General features: G+C 39.0%; 19 protein-coding genes. 15 read left to right on the top strand and 4 right to left on the bottom strand.

The window, feature by feature from the left end; translation table 11 throughout:
• Positions 1-9: 9 nt before the first annotated feature.
• The 4 genes from ACOI1C_RS04505 to ACOI1C_RS04520 are packed head-to-tail and all read left to right on the top strand — an operon-like array spanning position 10 to position 2,914.
• Entirely contained in the window at positions 10-1,194 is a 1,185-nt protein-coding gene (locus tag ACOI1C_RS04505) for an acetyl-CoA C-acetyltransferase (protein WP_422508418.1), read from the top strand.
• A gap of 42 nt (positions 1,195-1,236) precedes the next feature.
• Complete coding sequence (locus ACOI1C_RS04510; protein WP_422508420.1) at positions 1,237-1,926, top strand: CoA transferase subunit A; 690 nt, start codon at positions 1,237-1,239, stop codon at positions 1,924-1,926.
• An 18-nt stretch (positions 1,927-1,944) separates the two neighbouring features.
• A complete protein-coding gene (locus ACOI1C_RS04515; protein ID WP_422508422.1) occupies positions 1,945-2,607 on the top strand; it encodes a CoA transferase subunit B in 663 nt (220 codons plus the stop codon).
• Positions 2,608-2,665: 58 nt separating this feature from the next.
• Positions 2,666-2,914, top strand: a complete 249-nt coding sequence (locus tag ACOI1C_RS04520; RefSeq protein ID WP_422508424.1) for a YqkE family protein — start codon at positions 2,666-2,668, stop codon at positions 2,912-2,914.
• 19 nt (positions 2,915-2,933) lie between these two features.
• Here ACOI1C_RS04520 and ACOI1C_RS04525 read toward each other — a convergent pair whose 3' ends face one another.
• Both ACOI1C_RS04525 and ACOI1C_RS04530 read right to left on the bottom strand, forming a co-directional pair.
• Positions 2,934-3,743 carry an MBL fold metallo-hydrolase gene (locus ACOI1C_RS04525; RefSeq protein WP_422508770.1) on the bottom strand — a complete coding sequence of 270 codons (810 nt, stop codon included), beginning with the start codon at positions 3,741-3,743 and terminating at the stop codon, positions 2,934-2,936.
• 145 nt (positions 3,744-3,888) lie between these two features.
• Positions 3,889-4,797, bottom strand: coding sequence for an aldo/keto reductase (locus tag ACOI1C_RS04530; protein ID WP_422508426.1), 909 nt, complete (start codon positions 4,795-4,797; stop codon positions 3,889-3,891).
• 94 nt (positions 4,798-4,891) lie between these two features.
• Between ACOI1C_RS04530 and ACOI1C_RS04535 the strand changes: the two genes are divergently transcribed.
• Positions 4,892-5,431, top strand: a complete 540-nt coding sequence (locus tag ACOI1C_RS04535; protein WP_422508428.1) for a cysteine hydrolase family protein — start codon at positions 4,892-4,894, stop codon at positions 5,429-5,431.
• A gap of 30 nt (positions 5,432-5,461) precedes the next feature.
• On the opposite strand, the gene mciZ is transcribed toward ACOI1C_RS04535, so the two are convergent.
• A complete protein-coding gene (gene mciZ / locus ACOI1C_RS04540) occupies positions 5,462-5,644 on the bottom strand; it encodes a Z-ring formation inhibitor MciZ (protein ID WP_422508430.1) in 183 nt (60 codons plus the stop codon).
• 72 nt (positions 5,645-5,716) lie between these two features.
• On the opposite strand from mciZ, the gene ACOI1C_RS04545 reads away from it, so the two are divergent.
• Positions 5,717-6,271 (top strand): NUDIX domain-containing protein, encoded by a 555-nt coding sequence (locus tag ACOI1C_RS04545; RefSeq protein ID WP_422508432.1) that lies wholly within the window; start codon positions 5,717-5,719, stop codon positions 6,269-6,271.
• Entirely contained in the window at positions 6,271-7,446 is a 1,176-nt protein-coding gene (locus tag ACOI1C_RS04550) for an endonuclease Q family protein (RefSeq protein WP_422508434.1), read from the top strand. The genes ACOI1C_RS04545 and ACOI1C_RS04550 overlap by 1 nt, the downstream gene beginning before the upstream one ends.
• A gap of 102 nt (positions 7,447-7,548) precedes the next feature.
• On the opposite strand, the gene ACOI1C_RS04555 is transcribed toward ACOI1C_RS04550, so the two are convergent.
• A complete protein-coding gene (locus ACOI1C_RS04555) occupies positions 7,549-8,109 on the bottom strand; it encodes a GNAT family N-acetyltransferase (RefSeq protein WP_422508435.1) in 561 nt (186 codons plus the stop codon).
• A gap of 135 nt (positions 8,110-8,244) precedes the next feature.
• Here ACOI1C_RS04555 and spoIIM point away from each other — a divergent pair, with 135 nt between their 5' ends.
• The 8 genes from spoIIM to ACOI1C_RS04595 all read left to right on the top strand — a co-directional run bounded on the left by spoIIM (position 8,245) and on the right by ACOI1C_RS04595 (position 15,175).
• The gene (gene spoIIM, locus ACOI1C_RS04560) at positions 8,245-8,889 is read left to right on the top strand and encodes a stage II sporulation protein M (protein WP_422508436.1); all 645 of its coding nucleotides are present in this window, start codon (positions 8,245-8,247) and stop codon (positions 8,887-8,889) included.
• A 120-nt stretch (positions 8,890-9,009) separates the two neighbouring features.
• Complete coding sequence (locus tag ACOI1C_RS04565; RefSeq protein ID WP_422508437.1) at positions 9,010-9,468, top strand: Fur family transcriptional regulator; 459 nt, start codon at positions 9,010-9,012, stop codon at positions 9,466-9,468.
• A gap of 128 nt (positions 9,469-9,596) precedes the next feature.
• Positions 9,597-9,824 (top strand): YqzK family protein, encoded by a 228-nt coding sequence (locus ACOI1C_RS04570; RefSeq protein WP_422508438.1) that lies wholly within the window; start codon positions 9,597-9,599, stop codon positions 9,822-9,824.
• Positions 9,825-9,830: 6 nt separating this feature from the next.
• Positions 9,831-10,721, top strand: a complete 891-nt coding sequence (xerD, locus tag ACOI1C_RS04575; RefSeq protein ID WP_422508439.1) for a site-specific tyrosine recombinase XerD — start codon at positions 9,831-9,833, stop codon at positions 10,719-10,721.
• 214 nt (positions 10,722-10,935) lie between these two features.
• The gene (deoB, locus tag ACOI1C_RS04580) at positions 10,936-12,120 is read left to right on the top strand and encodes a phosphopentomutase (protein ID WP_422508440.1); all 1,185 of its coding nucleotides are present in this window, start codon (positions 10,936-10,938) and stop codon (positions 12,118-12,120) included.
• 11 nt (positions 12,121-12,131) lie between these two features.
• A complete protein-coding gene (locus tag ACOI1C_RS04585; protein ID WP_422508441.1) occupies positions 12,132-12,956 on the top strand; it encodes a purine-nucleoside phosphorylase in 825 nt (274 codons plus the stop codon).
• A gap of 2 nt (positions 12,957-12,958) precedes the next feature.
• Entirely contained in the window at positions 12,959-13,783 is an 825-nt protein-coding gene (locus tag ACOI1C_RS04590; RefSeq protein ID WP_422508443.1) for a purine-nucleoside phosphorylase, read from the top strand.
• An 87-nt stretch (positions 13,784-13,870) separates the two neighbouring features.
• Complete coding sequence (locus ACOI1C_RS04595) at positions 13,871-15,175, top strand: pyrimidine-nucleoside phosphorylase (RefSeq protein WP_422508444.1); 1,305 nt, start codon at positions 13,871-13,873, stop codon at positions 15,173-15,175.
• Positions 15,176-15,347: the final 172 nt, after the last annotated feature.

The following is a 15,347-nucleotide window of genomic DNA, read 5'->3' on the forward strand; positions in this document are numbered from 1 at the left end:
TTTCTACAAATGAATTCAAGAGAAGTTGTCATCGTTAGTGCAGTACGTACCCCGATTGGTAGTTTTAGTGGGGCATTAGCAACAGTAAAAGCGACAAGTTTAGGGGCTATTGTGATTAAAGAAGCATTATCACGTGCTGGCTTAACAGCCGATCAAGTAGATGAAGTAATCATGGGGAATGTACTTCAAGCAGGCTTAGGACAAAACCCTGCAAGACAAGCGGCAATTGAAGCTGGACTTCCAGTTGAAACACCATCAATGACGATTAATAAAGTATGTGGTTCCGGGTTGAAAGCAGTTCACCTTGCGACTCAAGCCATCCTTTCTGGAGACGCGGAAGTGGTAGTAGCTGGTGGAATGGAGAACATGAGTCAAGCACCATATTTGCTTCAAGGAGCAAGAGACGGCTTTAAAATGGGTGATCAAAAGCTAAAAGATAGCATGGTTCACGACGGGCTATGGTGTGCATTTAATGATTACCATATGGGGATTACAGCCGAAAACCTATGTGATAAATACGAACTGACGAGAGAAGAGCAGGATGCTTTTGCCGCATTAAGTCAGCAAAAAGCAGTCGCGGCGATACAAGCAGGTGCTTTTAAGGATGAAATCGTTCCTGTTGAAATTAAAACAAGAAAAGAAACGATTCTTTTCGATACAGATGAATACCCAAAGCCGAATTCAACCCAAGAGAAACTTGGTGGATTACGTCCAGCATTCAAGAAAGAAGGCTCTGTAACAGCTGGTAATGCTTCTGGAATAAATGATGGAGCTGCAGTAGTTATTGTGATGAGCAAGGAAAAAGCAGATGCACTAGGAATTAAACCACTTGTTATTATTAAAGCTAATGCATCAGCAGGAGTTGACCCGTCTACAATGGGAATTGGACCAGTTCCTGCCGTAAAGAAAGTATTGGAGAAAGCGAGTCTTTCATTAGAAGATATTGAATTAATTGAAGCCAACGAAGCCTTTGCAGCACAATCTCTAGCAGTTGACCGTGAACTTCAATTTAATAAAGATATTTTAAATGTAAATGGTGGAGCTATCGCGTTAGGGCATCCAATTGGTGCTAGCGGAACTAGAATTCTAGTAACGTTAATTCATGAAATGAAAAAGCGTAATGCGAAGACAGGCTTAGCTACACTTTGTATCGGTGGAGGTCAAGGGGTCGCAACTATAGTTGAAAATGTTTAATAAAATCAGTAAGCGTTTACAAAAAAAGGAGAGGTGAAAAGCATGAAGCAACTATTTACTTCTTTTACAGAAGCCGTAAAGGAAATAAAAGATGGGGCAACGATCATGGTTGGTGGATTTGGATTATGTGGAATTCCGGAAAACTTAATTCTGGCCCTAGTAGAGTCAAAGGTAAAGGATTTAACGGTAATCTCGAATAACTGTGGAGTTGATGATTGGGGTCTTGGTTTGCTTCTTAGAAACAAGCAAATTAAGAAGATGATTGGTTCATATGTTGGGGAAAACAAAGAATTCGAACGTCAAGTTCTCTCAGGTGAAGTCGAGGTTGAACTCGTGCCTCAAGGAACACTTGCGGAAAAAATCCGAGCAGGCGGAGCAGGAATCCCTGCATTTTATACGCCAGCAGGAGTCGGTACGCAGGTTGCTGAAGGCAAAGAAACTCGAATCTTTAATGGAAAAGAATATTTACTAGAAGAAGCTTATACTGCAGACTTTAGTTTGGTAAGAGCCTGGAAAGCAGATAAAATGGGGAACTTGATCTACAGCAAAACAGCACAAAACTTTAACCCCATGATAGCTGCTGCAGGTAAGGTCACGATTGCTGAAGTGGAGGAGCTTTATGAAATAGGGGAGCTGCCACCTGAACAGATCCATACACCTAGTATTTATGTTCAGAGCCTAATTGTCGGGAAACAAGAAAAACGAATTGAACGTTTAACTGTTCAGAAATAAGGAAGGAGGGACAAATAAATGGCACAAATGAATTCACGTGAACGAATCGCAAAACGAGCTGAAAAGGAAATTGAAAACGGTTACTATGTAAACTTAGGAATAGGCATACCAACGCTTGTGGCAAACTTTATTTCTGACAACAAGCAAGTTGTTCTTCAATCAGAGAATGGATTACTCGGGATTGGACCATATCCTACCCAAAGTGGTGTAGATCCAGATCTGATCAATGCAGGTAAAGAAACAGTTACAGCCATTCCAGGAGCTGCTTACTTCAATAGTGCTGAATCATTCGCTATGATTCGTGGTGGGCATATTAATCTTGCCATTTTAGGTGGCATGGAGGTTTCCGAAAAAGGTGATCTTGCTAACTGGATGATTCCAGGCAAGATGATTAAAGGCATGGGTGGTGCGATGGATCTAGTTCATGGTGCACAACGTATCATTGTAATCATGGATCATGTGAATCGTGAAGGGGAACCCAAAATACTTAATGAGTGTACACTGCCTTTAACAGGAAAAGGGGTAGTGAATCGTATCATTACGGATCGAGCAGTCATAGATATAACAGAAGCAGGCTTAAAGCTAATCGAGGTTGCTGCAGGGTATACGGTTGAAGACATTCAAGCATCGACGGAGCCGACTTTGTTGGTAGATGAACATGTCGTAGTAAATGCGTTTTAGCCTATTCTCCAGTCTCTTTCTTTGATATAATCATTTCATCTGAAAGGGTGGATTAGGAATGGCGAAGAAAAAAACTCAACCAAAACCAGCTAAAAAAGAAGACGATAAGGTATTACTGAAGGATCGTCTAAATGGTGACGTATTTGAAAAGCTTAAAGAGAAGCAACGCTTTTTAAAAGAGAAAGAACAGCAAAAACAAGAAGCTGAACTATCAAAGAAGCGGGAAGAAGCACGTCTCCGCGAAAAAAATAAGTCCTTCGAAGAGCTTTTAAATGAAAGCACATTTGATTGGAAAAAATATGAGTAAAATAGACACTAGGTTAGTTCTAGTGTCTATTTTCATATTTTCTATTCTCTGGAATTTCTGTCTCTTCGAATTGCTCAGCTAGTATAGTAAGATTTTCGACTAATTCTGTATCTGTCATTGGAAGTCCGTGACCTGTAATTGCTACTTTTGGCTTTAACGCGGCTAGTTTTTTAACCGAGCTAGAAGCTTGAAGCCAGTCCATTGTAAAATAGGCAGGAGGTCCATGAATTTCTTGCTTTTGGGTGATTACTTCATACAATGATTCCTGTTCGACTGTTACAAACGCATCACCTGCAATTAAAACCTCATCCTGCTCACGATATAAAGAAATATGACCTGGTGTATGGCCCGGTGTGTGAATGTATTTCCAATCAGGGAGACAAGGAATAGATCCATCTTCTGGAAGGATTTGAAGTTGACCGCTAATATCAATACTATGCCTTGGGAACCGCGGGGACATCTTTGCCACAAGTCCCGGTACATCAGGATTTGCTGGTGGATAATCAGTTTGGCCTGTTAAATATGGTTCTTCTAGCTTATGAGCATAAACAGGCACATTCCACTTTTCAAGAATAGCTTCAAGTGCACCAACATGATCAAAATGCCCATGTGTTAGAATGATGGCTTTTAGAACCGCATCCGCACCGAACCGTTTTTTGATTCCTTTCATTAATAATTTTTCAGAATCCGGCATTCCTGCATCTACTAAGACAAACTCCTTTCGACCTGGAAATCCTATAAAGCAAACATTTACTATTTGGACGGGAAAACAATATACATCTGGTAAGAGCTCCATACCAATCCCACTCGTTATTGATGTCAACGGCATTTTAGTCACGTTCTAACCTCCATTTATGAATAGTTCTAAGGGTAGTATTTCAATGGAGGTGTTAAAATATGTTTTAAGTATAGAAGAAGGGAAAGATTTACTAGGCGAACGAAAAAGGTGGTACATAAAGTAATGTAACACCTTTTTAGCGATGCTCTTGGTAAAGATCTGCTTTAACCAATCGTTTGATCGTATGGACTTCCTCTTTTGTAAGTGGGGTTGATAAGGCAGAGTGAATGTTTTCACGAATTTGAGAAATGCTGCTAGCCCCTGGGATAACAGCAGCTATTGTTGGGTTGGCAAGACAATACCTGAATGCTAACTCTTGTATTGATCTGTTTGTAAAATTGGTTTTTAGGTTCTGCAAGGCTTGAACCAATTCATTCCTAGTTAGATGCATATACCCAGATGGAGGAATTCTTTCTGACCATGTATTTGTAAGTAAACCTTTCGCTAATGGCCCTCGTACTATTACACTTATGTTTTGAGTATTTAGCCATTCAAGCATAACTTCCTCAGGACGGCGGTCTAGAATACTATATTGCATCATGACACTAATGATTGAGGATTTCTTCATAAACTCACGGATAACATTTGGTCTTATGGAAGATATACCATAATAACGGATTACACCCTCACTCTTTAGTTCCTCAAATGCTTGAATTGTTTCATCAATATGGTCTTCAATAGTTCCACCGTGCAACTGATAGAGATCAATATAATCTGTTTGGAGTTTTTTTAGGCTTTTTTTAACAGCTTCCTTTATATATTGCTTGCTTGGGTCCCAAGACCATCCTTCTTGCCCCGTTTCCCATCGGTTTCCGACCTTTGTGGCTAGAATCATGTTTTGCCGTTTTTGCTTGATGGCCTTACCTACAATCTCTTCATTTACTCCAAAATCATATAGGTCCGCAGTATCTAAGTAGTTCACACCTAAATCAAGTGCTTCATCAATGATGGACCTGGCCTTCTTCTCATCTGTTCCTAAGGACATACATCCTAAACCGATCTCACTTACCAATAAGTCTGAGCTTCCAATTTGACGATAATTCAAGGTTATTTCCTCCTATCTTTATGACTATCATAACAAATTGGTTGTAATGTAGAAAATGTTAATGATATTCTTAAAAGAAAAAGGAGGATTTCTTATGAACCGTGAAGCCCTTTTAATTATTGATATGAGTAATGATTTTGTTTCTAGTGAAGGCAACTTAACCGTAGGAAAGCCAGCACAGGATATTGTGTCTGCAATCATAGCATCAGCAAACGATTTTTTAAATAGGGATCAAGTCGTAGTCGTGTGTATGGATGCACATGAAGAGGAAGATGCCCATTTCGAGCTATGGCCAGCTCATAACGTAAAAGGTACCTGGGGGCAAGAGCTTTTTGGTGAGCTACAAGAATGGTTTAACGTGAATCAAAATCATCCGAATGTCCTATACATAGGAAAGCCAGAATACGATGCCTTTTTTCAAACAGAACTAGATGAAAAACTGAAATCACACAATGTATCCAAAGTTCATTTAACAGGTGTTTGCACGGACATTTGTAACTTTCTAACAGCTTATGGAGCGTATGCGAGAGGCTATAAAACCGTTGCACATCGTGATAAAATGGCAACTTTTACGGAGAACCATGATGTATTTATTAAGCAGATGGAAACAGTGTTTAAAACGGAAATCAGATAATAACTATACAAATGAACCGAAAGCTTAGGTTCATTTGTTTTTTTTAATTGGGAAAGTTATTATATTGTTGACTTTCTTTTTTTTAGTAGATTTCTCGTCTGCAATCCAATCAGCAACAGTTTCATAGAGCTGACTGTATTCCTGGAGCTTTTTTCTTATTTCCCAAGCTTTCCCTACCATAGAGATCCCCTGTTGATGTAAGTGGATTCGCACTTAGATTCCCCCTAAACAATTATGGTAGAATGTATGAAGGAATAGACTATGATAGAACGAGGAGAATATATAATGAAGAATTTCGAAGAAAAAACGCTATCATCGAAGACACTTTTTGAAGGAAGAGTCATTGACCTAGTTTTTGAAGAGGTCTCCCTACCTAACGGAAAAACAAGCACGCGTGAAATAATTAAACATCCAGGTGCTGTTGCTGTCATTCCTTTAACGAATGATGGGAAAATAGTAATGGTTGAGCAATATCGTAAAGCATTAGAACGAACACTTGTAGAAATCCCAGCAGGAAAGCTAGAAAAGGGAGAAGAACCTGAACTCACGGCTAGACGAGAGCTTGAAGAAGAAACTGGCTATGAATGTGAAACCTTAACACACCTCTTATCTTTTTACACTTCTCCAGGATTTGCAGACGAAATTATCCATTTATATGTGGCAGAGGGTCTGACGTTAAAAGAAGATAAGCTAGAATTGGACGAGGATGAATTTGTAGAAGTCATGGAACTTACATTAGATGAGGCAATTTCTCTCATCCATGAGAAAAGAATTTATGACGCAAAGACAGCTTATGCGGTTCAGTATCTTCAATTAAAAAAAGCAGTTGAATCAAAGTAATGGAAGAGTATTTTGTCGACTTACATATTCATATCGGCAGAACTGCTACAGGTAAGCCGGTTAAAATCACAGGTGCAAAGTCCTTAACGATCGAAAATATTTTACTAGAATCAACAGAAGTAAAAGGGATGGACATGGTAGGAGTGATTGATTGCCATGTTCCCGAGGTATTAAATGAGCTACAGGCAATGGTGGCTTCAGGAGAAGTCGTTGAGCTTGAAGAGGGCGGGTTACGTTTTCAAAAAGTAACCTTATTACTCGGTAGTGAAATTGAAATCTATGATGAACATTGCAAAGGTCCCATTCATGTATTAGCCTATTTACCAACGATACACTCGATGATAGAGTTTTCGGATTGGATGTCAAAGCGAATGAAGAATATCACGCTGAGCTCTCAAAGGATGTATGAAACTGGACTGAATCTACAAAAGAAGGTTCATGAACTAAAAGGGATTTTTATACCTGCTCATATTTTCACACCCTATAAAAGTTTATATGGTAGAGGAGTTACGACTAGTTTAGGCGAAGTATTTGATTCTACTCTTATTGATGCGGTTGAATTAGGGCTAAGTTCAGATACATTTATGGCAGACCAAATTCAAGAGCTTCATCAATATAGCTTTGTGACAAACTCTGATGCTCATTCGCTTCCGAAAATTGGACGTGAATATCAAAAGATTAAAATGGAATATCCCTCTTTTGAAGAGTTCCGCAAAGCCCTCCACAAGAAGAATGGAAGAGGCATTGTTGCGAATTATGGATTAGATCCTAAGCTTGGCAAGTACCACCAGACAACATGTGACAAATGTTTAACGATGCTAGAAAATACAAAAGAAGCCTGCCCAGAGTGTGGCAGCACAAAAATTGTCAAAGGGGTGTATGACCGCCTTCAGGAATTAAAAACAAACTCAGGTGAAACCGTTGTGCGCCCACCATATATTCACCAAGTACCACTAGAATTTATTCCAGGCTTAGGGCCCAAGACATTAGAAAAGCTTCGAGATTATTTTAAAACGGAAATGGCCATCTTACACGAGGCCCCAGAAGAAACACTTCGTTCGATCCTTACTAAAGGAATAGCGGAGTCTATTATTAAGGCAAGGAACGGAACACTATCCTTTCAATCGGGTGGTGGAGGAAAGTATGGAAAAGTAGATGTTTTTGATGTGTTTTAGCCAATTCAGTGCTGTAAATGAATAGACCCCCTCTTTTCTTTAGCAAATGCTTAGAAGAGAGGAGGTCTTTTTGCTGAATTCATTTTTAGCTTTAAACGTAACCTACTTAATCTTCCCATAAATACATGTATCTCTTAAACCAGAACCATCGACTGCTAAGCCATCATTCCGAATGATACCCTCCAGTTCAAAGCCAAGCTTCTCTGGAATCGCACGGCTTTTCACATTTCTGGTATCTACCCGTATCTCGACTCGTCTCGCTTTCAATTCATTAAAAGCAAAGCTAGTAAGTCCAACAGCCGCCTCTATCATATACCCTTTTCCACCATGTCTAGTATCCAACCAATACCCAATTTCAAATCTTGGAACGTCCCAGTCTATCCTGTGCAACCCAGTTGATCCAATGAATTCTCCTGTCTCTTTATGGAAGATTAGCATTCTTAAATCCTCTCTCTTTAGAAACTTTACATGTGATTCACGAATATTTTCTTCAACCTGATTTATTGATTGATCGTTAACTGCAAAGGGCAACCATTTCTTCAATTCCGCTCGTGAGACCATGATCGCCTCATGTACAGCTTTGCCATCTCCAGGCAAAGGCGAGCGAATCAAGAGTCTCTCAGTTGTAAACTCGTTTGGAAAATCTAGTAATATAGGATTCATCTAAGTCACACTCCTAAACTTTCCTGAGAGTATATCACATCCGATTTACATTGGAAATATTTTCTCTAGTAATCTGTCATACATTTGGAAATCTCTCATAAAATCAAGTAAGAGCCTGAGTTAGGGGGAGAAATGATGAAGAAACAGACCTTGAAAAACATGATTTCGATACATATAAAAGAGCATTCCTCGATCTATTTATTTATTACTGTCCTGTTTATGATGGGGATTATTTTTGGTGCTATTGTGGTAAATAGTTTAAGTATTAGTCAGAAACAGGATTTATATCTTTATTTGAGTCGTTTTTTCGGACAAGTTATGGACGGAGAATTTGCTAATTCAAATGAACTATTTGCACAAAGTTATTTACATCATATTAAATATATCGGTTTGATGTGGATATTAGGTATCTCCATTATCGGACTGCCAATCATCTTAATCTTACTTTTTTTAAAAGGTGTAGTGGTAGGTTTTACAGTGGGATTCCTCGTAAATCAGCTTGGGTGGCAAGGATTTCTGTTGTCTTTTGTCTCTGTCTTGCCACAAAACCTAATCATTATTCCAGCCTTTATTATCATTGGAACGATTGCGGTTTCGTTCTCACTTAGGTTAATAGGACAGATCGTGATGAAAAGGACAAATCTTCGCTTTATGCAAATCTTCTCAAGGTATACAGGTGTCGCTGTTATCATTTGCTGTTGTATTGCCGTTGCTTCGGCCTTTGAGGCATATAGCTCGCCTATGCTTATGAAACAAGTAATAGAGACTATTAGTAAATAGTAATTCTTACTTAATAATTTATTTATATATCTTTTCTATTAAATAATAATGATTTTATTTTGACAGTTTCCTCTCATTTGCTATAATTAGGTAGTGAATGGCGAGGGAGGGAAATTATTCATGGAGAATCGCATTGATCGGATTAAGAAGCATTTGCTCTCATCTAGTTACAAACTTACTCCACAACGTGAAGCGACTGTTAGAGTGCTTCTTGAGCATGAGGAAGACCACTTAAGCGCTGAAGATGTCTACCTCCTCGTTAAGGAAAAGTCACCTGAAATTGGACTAGCTACTGTTTATCGGACATTAGAGCTTTTAACCGAACTAAAGGTAGTTGATAAAATTAACTTTGGTGACGGAGTCTCTAGATTTGACTTAAGACAAGAGGGTGCAGCACATTTTCATCATCATCTTGTTTGTATGGAATGTGGAGCTGTTGATGAGATACAGGATGACTTACTTGGGGATGTTGAAGTAATCGTAGAGCGTGATTGGAATTTTATTATTAAAGACCATCGATTGACGTTTCACGGAATTTGTCATCGTTGTCATGATAAAGAAGAAGCAACGGAGGAATAAACCTTTCAACCCTAAGAAAGGTTTTTTCTTTTTTAAAGTATAAAGTTTGTCCGAACTGGCATACCTTCTAATAGGGAATATTACGATCTCTGTAAAGGTTATGTGTGCTCAGAAAGGGGTAAACAAAAGTGAAAACTTGGTTTCAATTAGTCTTTAATACAATTAAGGTGTTTGTATTATTTACAGGATGTACAATTTTATTTTATTATGGACTTCTATGGGTAAATCAAGAGTATCAAAACTACCATCGGTACGATGAGCCAGAGGGTTCAGCAATTAAAGTAAGTTCAATGGTTTCTGAAACTGAACAAAGCTTGTTTGACCGCTTGTGGATATTTTATCATTTTGGGGAGTAGAACAAATTGGATGATCAACTACAGGATTTCCTACACTATTTGGTTGTAGAACGAGGATTGGCTTTAAACACAATTTCTTCATATGAACGAGATTTAAAAAAATATAAACTGTATTTGGTTCAAATGGAGCATCTACAAACCTACCAAGATGTGACAAGACTACATATTCTCAGATTTTTAAAACATATAAAAGAGTCTGGACTTTCCTCAAGGACCATTGCTAGGCATATTGCTTCTATTCGCTCCTTTCACCAATTTTTATTAAGAGATAAAGCCGTTTCTCATGATCCTTCTGTCCATGTTGAGACACCTAAGCCTGAAAGGACATTGCCTAAAATCCTTTCTATGAAAGAAGTGGAGCAATTAATTGAAACACCTCAGCTAGATACTGCCTTTGGAATGAGGGACAAGGCCATGCTGGAGGTCTTATATGCAACTGGAATTCGTGTCTCAGAGCTAGTTGGATTGAATCTAGGGGATATTCATTTGACAATGGGCTTTTTGCGTTGTATTGGAAAGGGAAATAAAGAGAGAATTATTCCAATTGGACGAGCAGCAACAACTGCTCTAGAGTCCTATACGGCAAGTAGTCGAGGAAGTTTAGTGGGCAAGAAGGGGTCTGATGCCTTATTTTTAAACCACCACGGTAATCGATTATCGAGACAAGGATATTGGAAAATCTTAAAAGGGCTAACAAACCAAGCAGGTATAAAGAAGGAGTTAACTCCTCATACGTTACGGCACTCTTTTGCTACTCATTTACTAGAAAATGGGGCGGATTTACGTGCTGTTCAAGAAATGTTGGGGCATGCTGATATCTCAACAACTCAAATCTATACGCATGTAACAAAAGCTAGATTAAAAGATGTATATAAGACCTTTCATCCGCGAGCTTGAAGATGCGGAGATAATAGTAAATTTCAACTTGGCTAATGCTAAGTTTTTTTTTTCAAGATAAATAGTTTTATAGATTGATGAAAAGGTATTCAAACGATATACTTTAAGTTGTCTGACCTCTGACGAATGTTTTTTACTAATAAAAAAATTAATTGTATTCTTGATTGGGAATAGTACATAAAATATGAAAGAAACAAAGGAGGTTCATAATACGTTGAGAAATTACCCTTTTAAACGAGTGTTTTTAGTCGTTTTAGATTCAGTTGGTATCGGAGAAGCTCCTGATGCAGTGGAATTCAATGATATTGGATCTGATACTTTAGGGCATATCGCACAACATAGAAATGGCTTACATATGCCAAATATGGCAAAGCTGGGTTTAAGTAATATAAAAGAAATAAAGGGCATTCCAGTCGCACAACACCCGCTTGCCTATTACACGAAAATGCAAGAAGCGTCTAATGGTAAGGATACAATGACTGGACACTGGGAGCTTATGGGTCTTCATATTGAAACACCATTTAAAACCTTCCCAGATGGGTTTCCAAACGAATTAATTCAAGATCTAGAAAATTTTTCAGGGAGAAAAATTATTGGAAATAAACCTGCATCTGGAACTGAGATTCTTGATGAATTAGGTAGCCAACATATAGAGACAGGTGCACTTATTGTGTATACTTCTGCTGATTCAGTTCTGCAAATTGCGGCTCACGAAGATATAATTCCGATTGAAGAACAATATGCAATATGTGAGTATGCAAGAAAAATTACTTTAGTTGAAAAATATATGGTAGGACGTATCATCGCACGTCCGTTTACTGGTGAACTAGGGAGCTTCAAGAGAACTTCAAACCGCCATGATTACGCACTAAAACCTTTTGGTCGTACCGTTATGAACGAGTTGGCGGATCAACAGCTTGATGTTTTAGCAATCGGTAAAATATCTGACATTTATGATGGTGAGGGCGTAACAAAAACATTCCGAACAACGTCTAATATGGATGGAATGGACAAGTTAAATGAAACTTTAATGATGGACTTTACTGGACTTAGTTTTTTGAATTTAGTTGATTTTGATGCAGTATATGGACATCGTAGAGACCCAGATGGTTATGGGCAGGCACTTGAAGAATTTGATACAAGGCTACCTGAGGTACTCAAGCAATTGAATGACGAGGACCTACTTATTCTCACTGCCGATCATGGAAACGATCCTACCTTTCCTGGAACAGATCACACTAGAGAATATGTTCCTCTCCTTGTGTACAGTCCAAGCTTAAAAAATGTCGATCAGCTTAACGTAAGATCAACATTTGCAGACGTTGGTGCAACGATTGCCGATAATTTTCAACTTCCATTGCCACAACATGGAACAAGCTTTTTGAAAGAGTTAAAATAGGGGGTATCACTTTGGAAAAAGAGATGATTGAGCGGTCAGCTAACTTTATTAAAGAGAAACTTACATCTACACCTAGAATCGGGTTAATCTTAGGCTCTGGACTAGGAGTTTTAGCTGATGAAATTGTAAATCCAATTAAAATTCCTTATCATGAAATACCTGAATTTCCTGTTTCGACAGTCGAAGGACATGCAGGACAATTGGTGATTGGGGAATTAGAAGGTGTTCAAGTTGTTGCGATGCAAGGTAGATTTCATTTCTATGAAGGCTACAGTTTACATAAAGTAACCTTTCCAGTAAGAGTAATGAAGGAAATTGGTGTTGAAACGGTCATCGTTACAAATGCTGCCGGAGGTGTGAATACAACTTTTAAACCCGGAGATTTAATGATAATTACGGATCATATTAACAATATGAGTCAAAATCCGTTGATTGGTCCAAATGATTCAGAACTGGGTGTTCGTTTCCCTGATATGTCTGCTGCCTATTGTCCAAAGTTAAGAGATAAAGCAAAATCAGTAGCTGGAAAGTTAGGTTTGGATATCCAAGAAGGTGTCTACTTCGGAAATACAGGACCTTCTTATGAGACACCAGCAGAAATTCGGATGATTCGAAAATTAGGTGGAGATGCAGTCGGGATGTCGACAGTACCCGAGGTTATCATTGCAAGGCATGCAGGCTTAAAGGTACTCGGAATATCTTGTATTTCCAACATGGCAGCAGGCATACTGGATCAACCACTTACACATGATGAGGTTATGGAAACAACGGATATGGCAAAATCAAGTTTTCTTTCGCTTGTTAAAGGGACAGTAAAAGAAATTGGAGGGAACTAATTATGGAAAACTTATTAGAAAAAATGAAGGAAGCAGTGAAATATATTGAAGGTCAAACAAGTGGTATGAAACCAGAATTTGGTTTAATCTTAGGCTCAGGTCTGGGTGAGCTTGCTGATGAAATTGAAGAAGCAGTAAAGATCGACTATAGTGATATCCCTAATTTTCCCGTTTCAACAGTAGAAGGCCATGCTGGAAAGCTTGTAATTGGCAAGCTAAAAGGCAAGAATGTGATTGCCATGCAAGGACGTTTTCACTTCTATGAAGGCTACTCCATGCAAGAGGTTACGTTTCCAGTTCGAGTGATGAAAGGTTTAGGTGTACATTCGATTGTAGTGACAAATGCATGTGGTGGAATGAATAAAGCATTCGAACCAGGAGACTTAATGTTAATTGAGGACCATTTAAACATGACGGGAGCAAACCCACTGATTGGATCAAATGAATCCGAGTTTGGTCCACGATTCCCAGATATGAGTCGCGCTTACACTCCATCCTATTTAGAGACAGCCAAGAAAGTGGCCGAAACAATCAATCTTAAAATTCAACAAGGTGTATATGCAGGTATTACGGGTCCAACATATATGACACCGGCTGAGCTGATTATGCTCCGTAATTTAGGAGCGGATACGATTGGCATGTCAACTGTTCCAGAGGTTATCGTAGCTAGTCATATGGGACTAAAGGTATTAGGGATCTCATGTGTAACGGATATGGCAATCGGTGAAGAACTTGAACCACTAACTCATGCTCAAGTGGTAGAGGTTGCGAACCGTGCAAAACCGAAGTTTATTGAACTTGTCAAAGAATTTGTTTCTGCTGTCTAACTCATAAAGGGCTTTCTTTTGGAGCCCTTTTTGTCGTATTAAGATGATGATCTAAACTAATATCTACTATAAAAAGGGTGAATACATTTGAGAATGGTTGATTTAATTCAAAAAAAACGCGATGGTGGTTCCTTAACGAAGGAAGAAATACAACATGTTATCCAAGGGTATACAAAGGGTGATATCCCTGACTATCAAATGAGTGCTTTTTCAATGGCTGTTTATTTTCAAGATATGAATAGTGAAGAACGAGCTCATTTAACGATGGCCATGGCGGAATCAGGGGACCAAATTGATCTTTCAATGATTGAGGGTATAAAGGTTGATAAACATAGTACTGGTGGGGTTGGTGATACAACTACACTTGTATTAGGTCCACTAGTAGCTTCCGTTGGTGTCCCTGTTGCGAAGATGTCGGGCAGAGGTCTCGGACATACGGGTGGAACCATTGATAAATTGGAAGCGGTTCCCGGATTTACAGTTGAAATCACAAGTGAAGAGTTTGTCGAGTTAGTGAATCGCAATAAAATCGCCGTAATTGGACAAAGCGGAAATCTCACCCCAGCTGATAAAAAACTTTATGCCCTTCGAGACGTAACCGCAACTGTGAATTCGATTCCACTAATTGCGAGCTCAATTATGAGCAAAAAAATTGCTGCTGGTGCAGATGCTGTTGTTTTAGATGTGAAAACAGGTGCTGGTGCATTTATGAAGGATATAGACGATGCAAAGGTACTAGCCAAAGCAATGGTTGAAATAGGAAACAATGTAGGTAGAAAAACAATGGCCGTTATATCAGATATGAGCCAACCTCTAGGATTTGCGATTGGGAATGCACTAGAAGTAAAAGAAGCCATTGATACTTTACAGGGTAAGGGGCCAAAGGATTTAGAGGAGCTTTGTCTCGTACTTGGAAGTTATATGGTCTATTTAGCCAATAAAGCTGACTCTCTAGAACACGCACGTGAACTATTGATTGAAGTAATGAACAACGGTAAGGCCCTAGAGACATTTAAGACATTTTTGCGGAGTCAGGGTGGTGATGACTCGGTTGTGGACAATCCAAACAGGTTACCACAAGCAACATATATTTCTGAGGTAGAGGCAAAACAAGACGGTTATGTTTCAGAAATTATTGCTGATGAAATTGGGACTGCAGCCATGATTCTCGGGGCAGGTAGAGCGACGAAGGAGTCAATTATTGATCTGGCAGTCGGACTCGTATTAAACAAGAAAATAGGTGACTCAGTCAGAAAAGGTGAGTCGTTAGTAACCATCCACAGCAACAAAGAAAAAGTGGAGGATATTAAAGAGAGAATCTATTCTTCAATAGCGGTCTCAGCTGAGACTGTAGCAGCTCCAACATTAATTTACGATACGATTACATCTTAATTAAAGGCTGTTTTCGAAACTTTGTTGCTTTTGACAATAGTGGTTGATTTCCTCTCCAGGATGCCACATTCCCCGGGGCGGGCGGTGAGCCTCCTCGGCTTGGGGGTCTCACCTGTCCCGCTGCTCTAAGCAGGAGTCTCACACCTGCAGCGAGAATGAACGATGTTATATA

This window comes from Bacillus sp. DJP31 (assembly GCF_049310945.1).
Taxonomy (GTDB): Bacteria; Bacillota; Bacilli; order Bacillales; family SA4; genus Bacillus_BS.